The sequence below is a fragment of the Bifidobacterium intestinale genome, from assembly GCF_023656765.1.
GTDB classification, from domain to species: Bacteria; Actinomycetota; Actinomycetes; order Actinomycetales; family Bifidobacteriaceae; genus Bifidobacterium; species Bifidobacterium hominis.
On sequence record NZ_JAMOKR010000001.1, the window covers coordinates 413185 to 428341 of the forward strand.

Sequence of the window (15157 nt, forward strand, 5' to 3'; positions counted from 1 at the left end):
ATGTTCCTTTCAGGCGAGTCTTTGCCAGACGTGTCCGCCGATGATGGTGTGGATTTCCTTCCATGTGCCGCCCTGGTCGTTGGGGTTGCCGGCGACGCACCAGTAGAGCGAGCCGATTGGGTGTGCGGCGAGGAAGGATGCCGCTGTCGCGCTGGATTGTGCGGTGATGGTGCCGTCCGGGCCGATGGTGATGGTCTTGCCATCGGGTTTGACGCCGCCGAGGGTGGCGGTGGATGCCACTGGCAGCGTGTACTTGTTCGCGCCGGACTGGATGCCGTCGAGCTTCTTCTTGTCTGTGGCGGCAAGGAGCCCGTCCGCCGATGATGTGGCCTGTGCGACGGTGATGGCAGCCGTCTCGTCGGTGCGGGTCACTGTAACTGGAGTCGATGCAGTGATGTCCAAGATTCGCGCCTGTGCCGCGGCCAACGCGTTCTGCGCCGTGGTGGTGGCCGTGTCGGCTTTTACGCCGGCCTGTTTGGCGAGGTCTCTGGCGCCTCCGATTTCAGCCGCGGCGTCGGATGCGGCCTTGTTGGCTTCGGTGGCGGTTTTGCGGACCGTTTCGAGGTCGGCGGCGGTCACATCGGCGCTGAACGTCCAGTTGGAGAGGGTGAGGCCGCTGCCGGCGTAGTAGGCGTGGCCGTCTCCGGAGCTTGATCCACCGCCGCCGGTCTCGCCGGTCGATTCCGTGGATGCGGTGGTCGCCTCGTAGGTTACGGTCGGGATGCCGTCTTCGATTTTGATGATTTTTTTGGTGATTTCGGCGGTGACCTTGATGCCGGTGGTGTTGTCGCGGCCGGTCACGGTGTCGCCCACGTCGAGGTCGATGCCGTCGGATTCCACATCCACGTCGATGCTGCCTGTATCTCGCAGCTCCTGGAGTTTTGTCTTGCCTTTGGTCTCGAGTTCGGCGGCGTCGGCGTTGCTGAGCTCGTAGACGCTTGTGCGCTCGTCCGCGCCTTTGATGGTCTGCGTGTGGCTGAGCGTGCCTTTCTGGTCGGCGTACCAGTGGACGACGATCCTGTCCTTGAGTTCGCCCTTGCCGAGGCAGATCAGGTGGTTGATCGGATGCGAGGCGAGGGTCGCGTCGAAGTCGATGAGGTCGGAGTCGATGAGGTCGCCGGCGGCCGTGATCGGCGGCGCGTCGACTGTCACGCCGTTCTGCGCTGCGGTGATGCGCAGCCGCAGTCCTGATGCGCGCAGCATCTTGGACAGGCCGCTCCACGCGTCGCAGTACCGGTCGAACTGCCAGTTTGCGGTTTTGGACGTGCCTTCCGTGACGTTGAGGATGTCCTGCAGTCCGATACGGGAGATGACGGTGCGCAGGAGCGTGCCGATCGTGCCGCGCATGGCCAGGTAGTCCTTGCCCTTGTCGGGTTCGAGGATCTTCGAGGCGAGCAGGCCGTGCCAGTCACGACCGTGGTAGTTGAGCTCGCCCTCGCCTCCGGTGACGCTGGTCTTCACATCGTCGACGATGCCGCCCCAGCCGGTGCCGTCGACCCACCATCGGCAGCCTGGTTCCAGGCATGCCGGGCATTGGAGGTCGAAGTCGTTCTCCCCCGACCCGTATGCCAGGTCGAGCGTCCATGAGGCGTATGAGCCAGTCGGGATGCCGTTCGTGTCGGTGACGATCAGGTCCATGGCGGTTCGCTCCTCTCCTCGATGGCGGTCAAGTCGAATTTGAATCCGCCAGCCCAGCTGATCGTGCTCATGCCGGGCGGCAGCGGTTCGAAGATGTAGGTTCCGGATCCGCGTCCGGTGCCTCGCACGGCTTTGCCGAAGAGGTTCGTGCGCAGGCCGGTGTCCGAGATCATCGTGACGGTTCTGCTATCGGAGGCCGCGTCGATTTCAAGTCTGCTGCCAGCCGGAATGGTCGCGTCGACCTCGTACCGGTTCGTGCCGATGATGATGTACGGGTTGACGCACGGGCCGAAGATCGTGAGCTTCACCGGCTGCGGCATGCCGGTCGCGTTGGTCACGGTGTCGAGGATGCTCATGCCGGCGTAGTCGTGCGGGTAGTCGTACGGGTAGTCGAGGTCGCCGCCGGCCTTGTCGGCTCGCGGGTCGTGGTGTTCGGTGGTCCCGCGCCGCCACACGCCGTCTGCAAGCACGATGGTCAGCTGCGTCTCGACCATCGTGGGCGTGATGGACTGCGGTTCGCTCTTCGCGATCCACGCCCTGGTCTCCCATTCGCCGTCGGCCACGAGGGTGCCTGGCGTGCCGGCGGCCATGTCGGCGTCGGCGAGGCGGCGCAGCAGGTCGAGCGTAGCGGTCGAGTCGTGGATCTTCACGGCGACGGTCTCCTCGCGCGCGCCGCGGGTGATGCCGGTCAGGCCGCGTGCGCCGATGCTGTAGTCCCAGACGCGGCCGCGCAGTCCGGCGAGCGTTTCGCCGTACAGAGGCCCTTCGAAGCCGATTCGCTCACCTGTGGCGGCGGATGCGTATTCAAGCGATTGCACTTCTCACCTTCCTTGCGAAGTCGCGGTCCCCTATCGTCGGCGTGTACCTGGCGATGATCGATCCGAGGTCGTCGTGCAGCGATTCGACGGCCGCGATGAGTTCCCGCAGATCGCCGTCGCCGGCATTGGCGCCGGTGCCGGCCGTGACGTTCAGCCTGCCGGTCTTCGACCAGTCCGCGTCGGAGAGGCTCATCGTAGAGACGAGCGAATCCATGGAACGGCTGACCACATGCGCGGAATCGTCGATGCCCAATGCCATGCCACGTCCGACCATCACGCCGACCTCGTCGCGGAACACACGCGACGGGGAATGGATGCCCAAAGCGTTCTTGGCCTTGTCCACCAAGCCCGACAACGCGTTGGTGATGCTGGAATACAACGAGCCGACCATTCCTGTGATGCCGTTAATCAATCCCTGGATGATGTTGCGTCCCGCGCTGACGAGCCAGCTTCCCGCGCCGGACACCGCGCTCCGGACGGTTCCGCCGATCCCGCTCACGACGCTCCCGACACGGCCGACCATGTTTCTCACGGTGCCAACGATGCCGCCCCAAACGCTCGACACAATGCTTCCGACGCCATTCCACAACGCGGCCCACACGCTTCGGATGGTCGAGCATGCGGCGGATACCACTCCGCTGACCATGCCGATGCCAGCGGAGACGACACCTTGGATGCCGCCCCACACTGCCGACACGATGCCCTGGATGGCCGACCACGCGGCGCTCCAGTTCCCGTTGACGACCGCGAGCGCCAGTTGGATGATGCCTTGGATGACGGTGAGTGCGGTGCTGATGATTGTGGTGACGATGGTCCATGCGCCTTGTGCGACGGTGGTTATGGTGTTCCAGAGTCCGTTCCAGACCGTGCTGATGATGGTGGCGGCGGTTTGGAAGATGGTTTGGATGTTCTGCATGCCGGCTTGCAGGAGTGGTGTGATGGTGGCGATGAATGTTTGGATGCCGGTGATGATCGCGGTGAGTGCGATCATGATGATGGGGCCGATTGCGTTCCAGACGTTTTGGAGGACGGTGGTGATGAGTGTCCATCCGGTTTGCCAGATTTGCTGGATTTGGCTCATGGTCTGGGTGATGAATGTTCCGATGGCTTGCAGTGCGGGTTGGCATGCTGTGCTGATCTGGTTCCAGATTCCCATGAACCATGTGGCGAAGCTGTTCCAGAGTCGTTTACCCGTTTCGGTTTGGGTGAAGAACCATGTCAGTGCGGCGACGACCGCGCCGATGGCTACGACAAGCATGCCGATCGGATTCGCATCCAAGGCAGCGCTGAATGCCAATTGCACGGCGGTAGCAGCCTTGGTCACCGAGCTCCACGCCGATTGGGCGGCCTTGACGATATTGAACGAGCTGGCGAGTTGCTTCAGGCCGCCCGCCGCGCTTCCCACGTCGGATAATTTGCCGATCAGATCGAATGCGGCCGTGGCGGTCTTCTCCACGCCGGAGGCGGTCGCGGAGATGGCCTTCAGTCCGCCGGAAACCGTTTTCAGCCCGGTCGAGACGATGTCCCAGCCCTTGACGGCGAGCAATGCGACGGCGATGGCTTTCAGGGCGCCGGACACCAGCGCGCCGTTCTGCTGCGCCCACTGCCCGACCGACTGCAGCCAGCCGCCCACGGTCATGAGCGCGCCGGTGAGCGTGTCTAGGACCGCCGCGAACCGCTGTGCCGCCGATCCCGCCGTCTGCCCGGAGTTGTCGAAGCCGAGCGCCTGCGATGCGGCCGAGACGAGCGCCGTGGCCACCGATGCAAGTCCGGTGGCGAGGTTCGCCAGCGCATGCAGGAAGGGCTGGAGAGCACCTGTCTCGATGAACGTGTTGACGAACGTCTTCGCCCATCCCGCGGCGTTGGCCAGGGACTGCGCGGCCGATGCGAGCAGATTCCCGAGCGCGGAGACGATGCCGCCGAATCTCGAGGAGGCCTCGCCGCCGAGGTTCAGTTTGGAGGTCAGCGAGACCATCGCGGCAGCCAGGCCTGACAGCTGCGCCCTGAGGCTCGTGACCGATGCCATGAGCATCTGGATCCCCAGCAGGTTCCGGACGAACGTGGAGAATGAGGCGAGCTTCGCCTGCGCTGTGGGGATTGCCTGCTCCAATCCCTTCTGCAATCCGGCGCCGACTTTCTCCAGCGTCGGTTTCACGGCGGCGGTGAACGAGTCGATGAGCGGTATGGCCTGGTTGAACAGGCCTCGCAGGCCGTTGAGGACCGGCGTAGCCGCGGTCTCGCCGAGTCGGCTCAACGCGGCCTTCACGTTGGCCAGGGCGCCGGCGAACGTGGTGCCGGCGCTCTGGGCGGCGCCGCCCAATCCTTCCTGCATGGCGTCGGCGAAGGTCTGGAAGTCGATCTTGCCGTCCGAGACCATGTCGGACACTTCGGCGCTGGTCTTGTTCAGATGCTTGCCGAGCATCTGGAGGACCGGGATGCCGCTCGACATGAGCTGGAGCATGTCGTCGCCCTGGAGCTTTCCTCGAGCGGCGACCGATCCGAAGATCATGCCGATGTCGGTCAGGCTCCTGCCGCTGATCTGCGCGGTGTCGGCCACGGTCTTGAGGACCTTGGTGAGCTGGTCGCCCTCCTTGACGCCGGAGGCGGAGAGGCTGGCCGCGACGGTCGCGGCGTCACCCAATCCGAACGCGGTGCCTTTGACGGAGGCGAGCGCGTCGTTCATGATTTCGGTGACGCTCGCGCTGTCGTGGCCGAGGCCTTTGAGTTTGGCTTGCGCGTTCTCGATGTTGAGGGCGCGGGTGAAGCCGCCTTTGGCGGCCAATGCGGTGATGCCGCCGGCGAGGGTGGCGATCGCGCCTGTGCCGACCTTGCCGATTTTGCCGAATGCTCCGCCGATTTTCGAGATGAGGGTGTTGGAGCTTTTCTTGGAGGCTTTGTTGACGGCGTCGCCGATGTCGCCTTCGATGCTTTTGCCGAATCCTTTGCCGGATGGTTCGACGTGGACGTATGCGACGCCTATGTCCTGTGCTGCCATCGTGTTTCCTTATTCGTAGGTTGGGATTCCGATGGCGGTCGGAGTCAGAGGTCGTCGTTGATGTGGAAGTAGGCTTTGAGCCGTTCCCTGTCCTCGCGTTGACGGCGGGTGAGGTTGTGCGTCGGGGTTGGCGGGCGGAGCGGGTCGTGCTCGTGGTCGAACCATGGGCGTTTGCGTTGTCCGGACAGCGTCCAGACCGCCTGTTCGGCTCCGTCGGGCGCGTAGACGGCGTTCTGCAACGCCATCCACGAGTGGCTCGTATGGTCTTTGAGGATTTCGCGGGTCAACGCCCAGGCGAGTCCCCAATCGACTCGTGGACGTTGGCCTTCAACCCATTCCCGGAAGCGTACGGGCCTGTAGATCTGCCCGTACGCTCGGATCCAGTCGTAGGCTAGTGCCGCGCGATTGTTGTTCCAGAGGTGGGCGAGGTAAACGCTTTTGGGTCCAGTCCGGATTCCTCGGCCCACGCCTTGATGGTCGCGGTGAGGTAGGCCATCGGACGTTTGGTCTTGCGCAGCACGTTCCAGAAGTTCGGCTGCATCGTCTGGAAGTAGGCGAGGAACGTGCTCACGCAGGCCGTGGTTTCCTCGTCGGACAATGCGGGCTTGCTTTTGACCAGGAGGATGGCCTGCACGAGTTCGATGGGCAGTTCCGCGTTGTTGAGGTTCGGCAGGTCGAGTTTCACGCCGGCGACCTCGAGGTGCACGTCGGGCTTGAGCTCCTCCGCGTCGGTCAGGTCCACGTCCACGACATGGTAGGTGTTGTCGCTCATTTCGTCTCCGTTTCAGGGTTATCGGCGGTTATGGGTAATGGTCCCGTGCGGCCGACCGCCATCGGCCGCACGGGAAGAATCAATGGGTCACTTGGCGTCTTCGGTGACGAGGCCCCACGCGTGGAACTGTTCGCCGTTGGTGCCCTTGAGCATCTTGAACGTCATGCTGAAGTTCATGATCTCGCTGGATTTCAGGCTCACGTCGTCACGGTCGCTCACCTTCGCGTTGGTGCCGTACAGGAGGAACGGACGGTCCCGCTGGTCGAGCGCGACCAGCACGAGGATCCACTCCTTCTTCAATCCGGCGCCCTTGATGCTGATGCCGCCGTCCGAATCGACGTCCACGTCGAAGTAGGCCGACACCACATCCTTGCGGCCCTCCATGGCGGCGAGCTGCAGGGTCCAGTAGCCCGGATCCGTGTCGGACAGCACGATGTCGCCGTTGTGGGCCTTGTAGTCGGTGCTGTCGCCCGGTTCCGGATGCAGTACGGCGCCGTCCTCCGTGGAGTAGCCGATCGGCTTCTTGCTTGCCGGCGGGGTCCAGGCCACTCCGGTCGGAGCCACGAACGTGCTGTCGCCCTTGGGGAACAGGAACAGCGCGTAGTTCTTGATCAGGCGCACGTTGCCTGCGGTGTTGCCGCTGGACACGTACCCGTAGTCGGTCGCGCCCTGCGCGGCGACGGTGGTTTTTTCGTTGTTGTCAGACATTCGTCTGCACCTTTCCGTTCTTCGCGTGTGGCGGCACGTTGTCTTTGGTTGTGTTTCAGTTGACGGTGACCTCGAGCAGGAGCACTCCGTACGCGCACACCAGCCTCTTGTCCTCGTCAGTCATGCGTACCGGCCCGGATTCGAGTGACGCGTCGATGAGCGGCGCGACGTTTCCGAGCCTGATGATCTCCCTTGCGATTGCCGCCCACAGGCGGGCTGCCTTGTCCCAGTCGCCCGTATGGTCCTCTCTCATGCAGCGCACGCCCAGCCGCAGTCGCACGTATTGGGAGATGGGAGTGCTCATGCCTTGCATGGAGTCGGCCAATGTGGCTTCGGTGAAGGGAGGTTCGAGGTCGTTGCGTTCGATGGTGTCGAACGTCACGTCCGGGAACAGCTCCCGCAGCCTGGGCAGGAGCAGCGGCTCCGTGCGCCGCGGGGTGACGGGGATGCTCATACGCGCATCCTCCCGAGCGTGTCCTCCAATGTGCCGTGCGCCTTCTCCACGGGTGCGGGGCAGAGGATGGCCACGCCGTTTCGGTTCGCGCCGTTATGGTCGCGCACCATGCAGCGGCTGTCGGTGACGGCCTCGTTGGCGGCGTCGCGCATGCGGTCACGCAGGGTCTCGTTCTTCAGCGCCTGTTGGCTGAACGCCTTGCGGTTGAACACGAATCTGCATCGTTTGGCCATGGTTTATCCTTTTCGTTCTCCGACGGCGATGACGTCGCCGATGTGGCGTCCGTGGGTGTTGTTCCATACTTGCGGTGTGCCTTTGACTGGCAGAAGGACGCCTCTGACTTTGATCAGGTCGGCTGGTTGGATGCCTGTCGGTTGGCTGCCGCGGATGTGGATCGTGTATTCGATGGTCAGTGGATTGGCGTTCTCCTCGACCTGGTCGGTGGTGGAGGACGGGGCTACCACCGCCTGGAATGCGCCGACACGGACGGGCTTGCCTTGGATTGGATTGCCGTCCGTGTCGGTCGTGGGCTGGCCGCGCCACACTTCGATGGTTTCCATTAGGACACCTCACCTGTGGCCATGTCGACGCTGAACGCGCGTTGCGCGTTGATGCCGAGGATGCGTTTCTCGTCGTCGCGCAGCCACAGGTCGCCGGTTGGCGAGCCGAAACTGTATTGTTCGCTGAAGCTCCCGGTGGTCTGGTTCATCTGGGTGACGCCGCCGGGGATGCCGTACGGGTCGGCCTGCATGATCCTGCGGACGATGTCGCAGGTGATCTTCACCAAGAGGCGTGGCCGTTCGTCGTGGAGACGTCGCCAATTCGGGGAGCGTTCCTTAATGTAGTCGGTCACGTCCATGAGATGCGTGTCGGCCTTCTCGCGTTCCTCGTCGGTGAGCTTGTGCCACCTCCGTTCGAGGTCGTCGGAAGTGGCGAACACGTCGGGTTCGACGGTCATATCGGGCTCCGTCAGGCGGTGAGCAGGACGAAGCGGTTGATGTCGCGGATGCGGAAGCCGACCTCGATTTCGATTCGCACTGCGAACATGTTGTGTTCCCACAGGTTGATCTGCTTGCCGTCGATGGTGACGGTGGCCTGGTCGGAGATGCTGGTCTGCAGGCCCTCGACGCTGCCCCATGCGGCGGATGCGAATTCGCCGCCGACGCCGATGATCTCCTTGGCGGCGGTGCCTTCGGTGACCGCGGGGACGTGCACGCCCTTGGAGATCTGCACAGGATTGCCGAGGATGGTGGACACGTCGGACGAGCCGGTGCCGTCGAGGAACAGTGGTCGTCCGTTGTTGTCGGTGGCCTGTCGCAGGAGGCTTCGGCCCTGGGTGGACATTGCCCATCCGTCGAGGGTGCCGTCCGCCGCGGATACGGAGTCGTCGGCCGCGTTCAGGTTCTTCCACACGTCCTGACCGAGGCTAATCTTCTTTGCGGCCTTCAATGTGTCGAAGTCCGAGCCCGGAGCGTCAACCAATCCCATGATGGTCTTGTCGAAGGTGCGCGCGATAGCGCCCGGCCCCTTGGCGACCACTTGGTCGTAGAGGGCGCCGAAGTCGCGCTTGAACTGGTTGGAGAACGGCATGATGACCGCGATGGTGTACGGCAGCATGTCCTTCTTGCCAAAGCCGACGCCGCTCTTGGGTTTCTCCGCTCCTTCATCGACCCACGCGGCCTCGGGGTCGCCGGTGATGATCGGCACGCGCGCGCCGTTGCCTGGAAGCTTCATTTCGGGTACGAGCTGCATGAACGCGCTCTGGTATTTCGCGGTCTGCCAGATCTCCGCCTGGGTTTCTGGAGTGAGGTCGAGGCCATTGCTTTTTCGGGTCATTGACGGATCTGCCATGACTCATCCTTTCATTAAGTGGCTGATGGTTGGGTTACAGGAGCGTGTTCTTCATGGCGTTGGCGAAATCCTCGCGGCTGGAATGTTTCGGCTTGGCCTGTCCGGTGTGGGCGCTCTGCTCCGCGACGATTCCGCGGGATCTCATGCCGGCGAACACCTTCATGAGTCTTTCGGCGTAGTCGCCGATCTGCTTCTCATCGTCGCCGACGAGGACGCTTGGATCGTTGATGCCGTGTTTGGCCGCGACCTCGACACGGATTGCGGAGAGCTCTTTCTCATGTTCGGCCTGTTTGGCTTCGTTTTTAAGCTTCTCGTTCTCTTCGAGCGCTTTGGAGAGCTTCGATTCGAGGTCGGCGGTGTGGCCGGCCTTCTCCTTGAGTTCCTCATAGTCGCTTTTCCTGCCGCGTTCCCTGCCGAGGCGTTCGCTGATGATGCGGTCGACTTCCTCCTGCGTGAAGGTCTTCGGCTTCGCGTCGTTCACGTCCTTCGTGGTCGGAGCGTGCTGTCCCGGCTCCTGCTGGCCGTCAGCGTCGGTCTGATTGTCTTCTGCCATGATTGGTAGCTCCTTTTGTTTGGTTTTCCACGCCTGACGCCGGCGAGTGGGCGGCCATTCTTGTTGGTTTCGCGCATGGCTGCGCCCCGCCCCATCGCTGGGGTGTGAAAGGTAAAAGAAAAGCCACCACGTTTTCGACGTGATGGCTTTCTGGGATTCAGAGATTTCCCAGCGCTTTTCTTCGCGCGTATTCGGACCGCAGCTCGTCGGTCGACACATAGTCGCCGACGGACCAGCGCTTCTTTCCTTCGTTCCTGACCCATTCATATTCGTCCTGCGGCATGGAGATGTCGCCATACTTGCGTTTGATTTCCGCAAGATGGCGCTCATCGGTGACTTCCTTCAAATCACCGGGCATAAACGTGAAGCGGTCGGAACGATCCATAGGCTCAATCATAGCAGTCTCAGATAAACGATCGGCCTGCCGTCGGATGCTCCAAGCCCTTCGAAACGAAGAGTCCTTCCTCTCGGCAGGAGAATTTCGTATTCTCCCGGATGCTGAGTGATCGGCTCCACATACACGCCGGCGCTTCCCGGCGGTACCAGGATTCTTGTGGCGATGCGGTCTTCCCCATCAACGTCAATGCCTCCCTCCTTGATGCTGGTGGCCATGTAGCCGATGTGTTCGAAGGTGCGACCGGTATTCAAATCGAAAAGCGACTCCATGTCGTTGACGTGGAACGTCGACAACCGCATCTGCCTGTCGACCGTGAAACGTTCTCGGGTGATATGGTCGGATATCGCTTCGTCGATGCATTCGACCTGATGGATGACGTCTTTCGACGGGTTTCGTCCGCCGAACAGGTAGCCGTTGATACTTTTATAGCTGTCTCCGGTCCAATCCATCAAAGCCGCGATCTTCTCGTCGTTGGAGAATCTATCTCCAGGCATCCTGACGCTGTAATCCGACAATCTCGATAGTTCGGAAGCACTGATCGGAATCGATTTGCCGCTCCATCGAATCGTCGGTTGGGCAGTCACGCCATCATTGACCTCATCGTGATAGATGCGTCTCAATTGGGCTAGCATGTCACGCCAGTCGCCGTCATCGCCGGCCGCGGCCTTGGCTGCCTGGTACATTTCACGATACTTGTCCGGATCGTATCCTTTGAGTTTGCTGCTGCCCCAGCTTGGCACGATGTCGCAATCGCAGTCAGCATGGTATTGCATCTGCCGTCCGGCGGTGTCCCCGCTCAGGTAGGAGAATCCACGCGAGGCGAGCATAAGGCAGAACGCGCATGTCTTAGCCCCTCGTGGGACGCGAGCCCAGCGAGGCTTGGTGGGATCGTTGGCCACGGCCCTCTGCATGGTCATCCGGCCGACCGTCTGAACCAGATTCTGCACGTATTCCAGCGCCTGCTCCTCGTCGGCGAACGTTGGCCACAGGTCGTCGATGGTTCTTCCGGCGTTGTTATGCACGACGCCGTTCTCATCTGGAATGACGTCCTTGTAATGCAATCCCATGAAGTCGGTGTTGTTGAAACCGCCTTCCATCTGCCAAACCGCACGGTCGGCGGTGATGGTCGGCGGCTCGTATTCCGGCATATCGATTCCGCCGTATTGCGCCCATAGGTCGCGCACATGGCTGTAGTAGTCGGATGCGAGTTTGTTGGCCGCGTCGGCGTACCGGTTGATCTCCGCTTTGATGAGTTCCTGGCTTTCACCGTCCCAAACGAGGCCTGAAACGCTGTTGCCCGCTTCTTTTTGCAAGCGGCTCATGGTGTCCGTGTAATCCTCGTACAGGTCGTTGAGGTCGAGTTCAAGCCTTCTGTGTTGTTCCGGAGGCAGGTTCAGACTGTTCAGGCTCATTTCCGCCGCCTTCCGGTAGTTTGAGGCTGACCGGCGTCATGCCGGTGAATTCAATGCCTTTCAGTCCAAGCATCGATGCCGCGGATTCCGGTGTCACCCCGGCTCTGATCGCTACTCCCAGTGCGTCGAAGCTGTCCTTCAGCCCCCCGCAACAGTTGATTGCGTGGAAGCGTCGGTCTGGCGTTCCCCGTCGTCCTGCGTCTGCTCCGTCTGTTGGCGCATGCCGCGAATCTGGTCGAGGACCTGTCCGGCTTGAGCCTTGCGCTGGTCGGCCTTCAAGCGGACGATCTCGCTTCTGCTCAATCCGGCGCGGGTCATGCCGACCTCGCTGTTGGCGAACGAGTCGATGCTGCCGGCGAGTTTGCTGAACGCGTCGGCGCTCATGGAGCTTGACGGAGTGTTGGGGTTCTTCCAGTCGACCTGCAGTTTCATCAGATCATCGTCTGACACCGATGGATCCTGTATGCGCGCCACGAGGCGTGCCGCCTGCAGGATCGATTCGCCGAAATCGCGGTCGCAGTGGCGCGCCTCGATAATCAGGTCCTCGCGTTGCGCCTCGGTCGCGTCCGCTGACGTCGGATTCGCGTCCGATACGATGCCGAGCGAGCTGGCGGGAATGTTCATCGCGCTGGCGAACATGGCGGCCCAGCTTTTCAGCATCGTCAGGTGCGGATCCATGCTGGATGCGGCCAGTTGGGTCACTGTCGGCGAATCACCGTCCGCGTCCTTGCTGATCATGTTGTAGCGGCCCATGTAGAGTTTGAGCGCGGCGTCCGCGCTCAAGGACGCGAGCTCGTCGCTGGTGCCCATGAGCAGGATTTTCGGGAATGCGTAGAATTCGGCGTTCGCCTCGGCGCGCACGATGGTGCGGTTCGCGCCGTCGATGATGTTCATCGCGTCATGGCTGATGCGGGAGCGTCCGAATGGTTTGACTTCGGTGGCTTTGTAGGCGAGGCGGAACACGCTGCATTCGCCGTTCACGGTGGGTTGTGATCCTTGCACGTACCATGTGCCGAGACTGCGGGACACGCTGATGTTGCGCGTCGGCATGTAGAGCACGAGTCCGATGGCCTCGTTGTCGTTGTTCACGTCGGTTATGGCCATGCATGCCTTGACGCGTCGGTTCGGGTAGTCCCAGATCGCTGCCGAGCTTTCCGCGGTGTGGGTGCGGATGAGAGGCTTGTTCTCCGCGTCTTGGATGACGCTGAGGAACGAGCAGCCGTGAATGAGTGCCGTCTGTATGGCCTGCTGAAGGACGCTGGTGAAGCCGATTCTGCTCATGAAGTCCTGTAGTTGGAACGGATCATCGACACCAGGCGAGACGAATCCCTCGAATACGCAAAGCTCGGCGAGCATGTCCACCGCCTTGCGTGCCCATCCCAATGGCGTGTAGTGGTCCTTGATGGACTGTGGAACCGTGAGACCGAAGTCGACCAGCGGCTCTTTCGATTCGTAGTATGCGGTGAGTTTCCGATTGCGGCTCGCATGACGTGTCCACACTTCGGCGAGCTCTGCGAGCAGTTCGTTCTCTTGGTTTGTAAGCCCGTCGATGCTGGTGGGCACAACCAGTTTCGTCAGCGCCACCGATCCTCCGGACGGCCGCCAGCTATCCGGAACGTTTGTCATCTGGATGTCGCCCATTTAGATTCCTCCGATGGTCTGTCGTCTTCCGGGATGTCGTTTTGTCGTGCACGCCCCGTACAGGGCGATCGTGGTTGATACGAGCGGCGTTATGTCGATATCCGAGCCGAGCTTGTTCCATGCGATCGCGCCGGACTGTCCCAATGGACGCGTGGTCGCGCCCTTGACGGCTGCGGCCAGCTGCGGCTGGTATTCGTCCGGCGGGTGCTTGAGCGTTCCGGCTTTGAGCATGTCGAGGAATCGGCCGCATGCGCGGCCCATCTCCTGCATGTTCGTCACGGTGACCTTCACGTGCGCGGCCTTCAGTTCGGGCAGCAGGCTCATTGCCGGGGACTGCGCGTCGATGACCACGCTGGCGGTCTTCGGCCAACGTTCGGCGAGCCAGTCCACGGCCCACATGGTGCCAGCCTGCCGCGCGTCCTTGATGTTCGCCATCTGGATGACGGCTGACCCGTCCTCGTACCGCAATGCGGCGCCGATGGTCAGCACGCTCCTGTCGGGCGGCATGTCGATGCCGAAGCTCACCGTGCCGCCGTCGGGCACGTCGTCGGTTTCGGCGGCCTTCCACAGGTCGGGGCTGATGGCGTACGCGGTGGCGGTCTCGTCCCAGATGCCGAGTGCCTCACGGCGGAACGAATCCTCGGCGAGGAGATTGCGCATGCGCAATATCGCCTGTTCGCTGGTGCGGCGAGGATAAGACGGGTTCGCTTTCGCCCACGCGGTCCGGTCGTCCAGATCGCAGTCGCGGTCTGCCCCGAGCTCCACGTAGAGCATGTCGTCCGAATTGCCCGCCAACGCGGTCGAACGTTTCTCCTCGAACGCCTCGCACTGGTCTCCCGGCTTCGGCGGGTTGCCCATGAACACGATCAACGGGTTCGGGCTCGTGTTCACGATCGGAATCAGATTGTCCAACGCCTTGATGGTGAGTATCTGAGCCTCGTCGAACACCTCGATGTCCGCCGAATGCAAGCCACGGCCGAAACCGTTCTCACGCGCGCCGAACATGATGCGGCTCCCATTGGTGAAACGGATCTCCTGCTGGCCGTTCGCTCGACGCACGTTCCGCACGTACCTGGACAGTTTCGGATTATGCGTCAGGTCGCACATGTCGGCGAACGTCTCGTCGGAGGTGCGCGTGTGGTGCGCGGTCCAGATGACCAGTGTTCCGGCACGTCCGGCGCACAGGATGAATATCGCCGTGCCGACCGTGAACGTCTTGCCGATCTGCCTGCAGCTGGACAGGACCGCTCCTCCGGATCCGCATGCGTACTTGCCGTCGGCGCGTTTAGCGAACAGGAGGTATAGGAAACCTTTCTGCCAGAGGTCGTAGTGGATTCCGGCCTTGACCGCCGCATTGTTGATCAGTTTGAAATCGCTTGACGTGACGTCTTCCGGCTTCACGAGCCGTTGGGCGATCTCAGACAATCGACGCTCCGACATCCTCCGCCACCTCCGTCACGTCATCATTCGCATCGAACAGGCTGCCGGAATCCTCGGCCATGCGCATCCGTTCGTCGAATTCGGCGAGCTTGCTGCTGATCGACGGCAACGCGTTGGCCGGCGTGGACGGGTCATGCAGAGCCTCGCGCAGTCTGCCGACGATTTCGCGAAGCGTGTCCTCGTGGGAGCCGTCCATCATCCGTTCGAAGTTCTGTTTGTCGAGTTCCGGTTCAGGCTTCCGTTTCGTTTTCGTCGGCTTGGATACTGGCCTATCCGCTTCCGTTTGCGTAGCCCGGTTCTTTTCCCGACGATAAGCGGCTTTCTGGCGGCAGGATTTGGAGCAGTAGCGTTGCGGCCGCCCGTGGCCGGACGGTTGGAATTCCTTGCCGCAGAGTTCGCACTTCATCGGCACTTCCCTCGCTTTCCGACCTTTCGTTGTTTCCCCTGTTTCCGACGTTTGTATTACGGGAGGGATATC

At 62.0% G+C, this 15157-nt stretch carries 17 protein-coding genes; all 17 read right to left on the minus strand.

Features of this window, described 5'->3' with window-relative positions:
* Positions 1–9: 9 nt before the first annotated feature.
* The 17 genes from NBH13_RS01765 to NBH13_RS01845 all read right to left on the minus strand — a co-directional run bounded on the left by NBH13_RS01765 (position 10) and on the right by NBH13_RS01845 (position 15085).
* The gene (locus tag NBH13_RS01765; RefSeq protein ID WP_250778640.1) at positions 10–1638 is read right to left on the minus strand and encodes a head fiber protein; all 1629 of its coding nucleotides are present in this window, start codon (positions 1636–1638) and stop codon (positions 10–12) included.
* Positions 1629–2456 (minus strand): hypothetical protein, encoded by an 828-nt coding sequence (locus NBH13_RS01770; RefSeq protein ID WP_250778642.1) that lies wholly within the window; start codon positions 2454–2456, stop codon positions 1629–1631. The genes NBH13_RS01765 and NBH13_RS01770 overlap by 10 nt, the downstream gene beginning before the upstream one ends.
* Complete coding sequence (locus NBH13_RS01775) at positions 2443–5451, minus strand: tape measure protein (RefSeq protein WP_250778643.1); 3009 nt, start codon at positions 5449–5451, stop codon at positions 2443–2445. Before NBH13_RS01775 ends, NBH13_RS01770 begins: the two co-directional genes overlap by 14 nt.
* Before the next feature lie 44 nt (positions 5452–5495).
* Positions 5496–5696 (minus strand): hypothetical protein, encoded by a 201-nt coding sequence (locus NBH13_RS01780; RefSeq protein WP_039775025.1) that lies wholly within the window; start codon positions 5694–5696, stop codon positions 5496–5498.
* A 146-nt stretch (positions 5697–5842) separates the two neighbouring features.
* Positions 5843–6223 carry a hypothetical protein gene (locus NBH13_RS01785; protein WP_117759470.1) on the minus strand — a complete coding sequence of 127 codons (381 nt, stop codon included), beginning with the start codon at positions 6221–6223 and terminating at the stop codon, positions 5843–5845.
* An 87-nt stretch (positions 6224–6310) separates the two neighbouring features.
* Positions 6311–6931 (minus strand): phage tail tube protein, encoded by a 621-nt coding sequence (locus NBH13_RS01790; RefSeq protein ID WP_117656356.1) that lies wholly within the window; start codon positions 6929–6931, stop codon positions 6311–6313.
* A gap of 55 nt (positions 6932–6986) precedes the next feature.
* Positions 6987–7385 (minus strand): hypothetical protein, encoded by a 399-nt coding sequence (locus tag NBH13_RS01795; RefSeq protein WP_250778645.1) that lies wholly within the window; start codon positions 7383–7385, stop codon positions 6987–6989.
* Positions 7382–7618, minus strand: coding sequence for a hypothetical protein (locus tag NBH13_RS01800; protein WP_250778646.1), 237 nt, complete (start codon positions 7616–7618; stop codon positions 7382–7384). The genes NBH13_RS01795 and NBH13_RS01800 overlap by 4 nt, the downstream gene beginning before the upstream one ends.
* A gap of 3 nt (positions 7619–7621) precedes the next feature.
* Positions 7622–7945 carry a hypothetical protein gene (locus tag NBH13_RS01805; RefSeq protein ID WP_250778648.1) on the minus strand — a complete coding sequence of 108 codons (324 nt, stop codon included), beginning with the start codon at positions 7943–7945 and terminating at the stop codon, positions 7622–7624.
* A complete protein-coding gene (locus NBH13_RS01810; protein ID WP_250778650.1) occupies positions 7945–8343 on the minus strand; it encodes a Gp19/Gp15/Gp42 family protein in 399 nt (132 codons plus the stop codon). Before NBH13_RS01810 ends, NBH13_RS01805 begins: the two co-directional genes overlap by 1 nt.
* An 11-nt stretch (positions 8344–8354) precedes the next feature.
* Positions 8355–9236 carry a phage major capsid protein gene (locus NBH13_RS01815; protein ID WP_250778652.1) on the minus strand — a complete coding sequence of 294 codons (882 nt, stop codon included), beginning with the start codon at positions 9234–9236 and terminating at the stop codon, positions 8355–8357.
* A 34-nt stretch (positions 9237–9270) separates the two neighbouring features.
* Entirely contained in the window at positions 9271–9789 is a 519-nt protein-coding gene (locus tag NBH13_RS01820; RefSeq protein WP_117762632.1) for a capsid assembly scaffolding protein Gp46 family protein, read from the minus strand.
* A gap of 157 nt (positions 9790–9946) precedes the next feature.
* Positions 9947–10186 (minus strand): hypothetical protein, encoded by a 240-nt coding sequence (locus NBH13_RS01825; protein WP_055063229.1) that lies wholly within the window; start codon positions 10184–10186, stop codon positions 9947–9949.
* Complete coding sequence (locus tag NBH13_RS01830) at positions 10183–11598, minus strand: VG15 protein (protein ID WP_250778653.1); 1416 nt, start codon at positions 11596–11598, stop codon at positions 10183–10185. The genes NBH13_RS01825 and NBH13_RS01830 overlap by 4 nt, the downstream gene beginning before the upstream one ends.
* A gap of 138 nt (positions 11599–11736) precedes the next feature.
* Positions 11737–13239 (minus strand): phage portal protein, encoded by a 1503-nt coding sequence (locus tag NBH13_RS01835; protein ID WP_250778655.1) that lies wholly within the window; start codon positions 13237–13239, stop codon positions 11737–11739.
* Positions 13240–14679, minus strand: coding sequence for a terminase (locus tag NBH13_RS01840; protein WP_151905660.1), 1440 nt, complete (start codon positions 14677–14679; stop codon positions 13240–13242).
* Positions 14657–15085 (minus strand): hypothetical protein, encoded by a 429-nt coding sequence (locus NBH13_RS01845; protein WP_250778662.1) that lies wholly within the window; start codon positions 15083–15085, stop codon positions 14657–14659. Before NBH13_RS01845 ends, NBH13_RS01840 begins: the two co-directional genes overlap by 23 nt.
* Positions 15086–15157 lie beyond the last annotated feature (72 nt).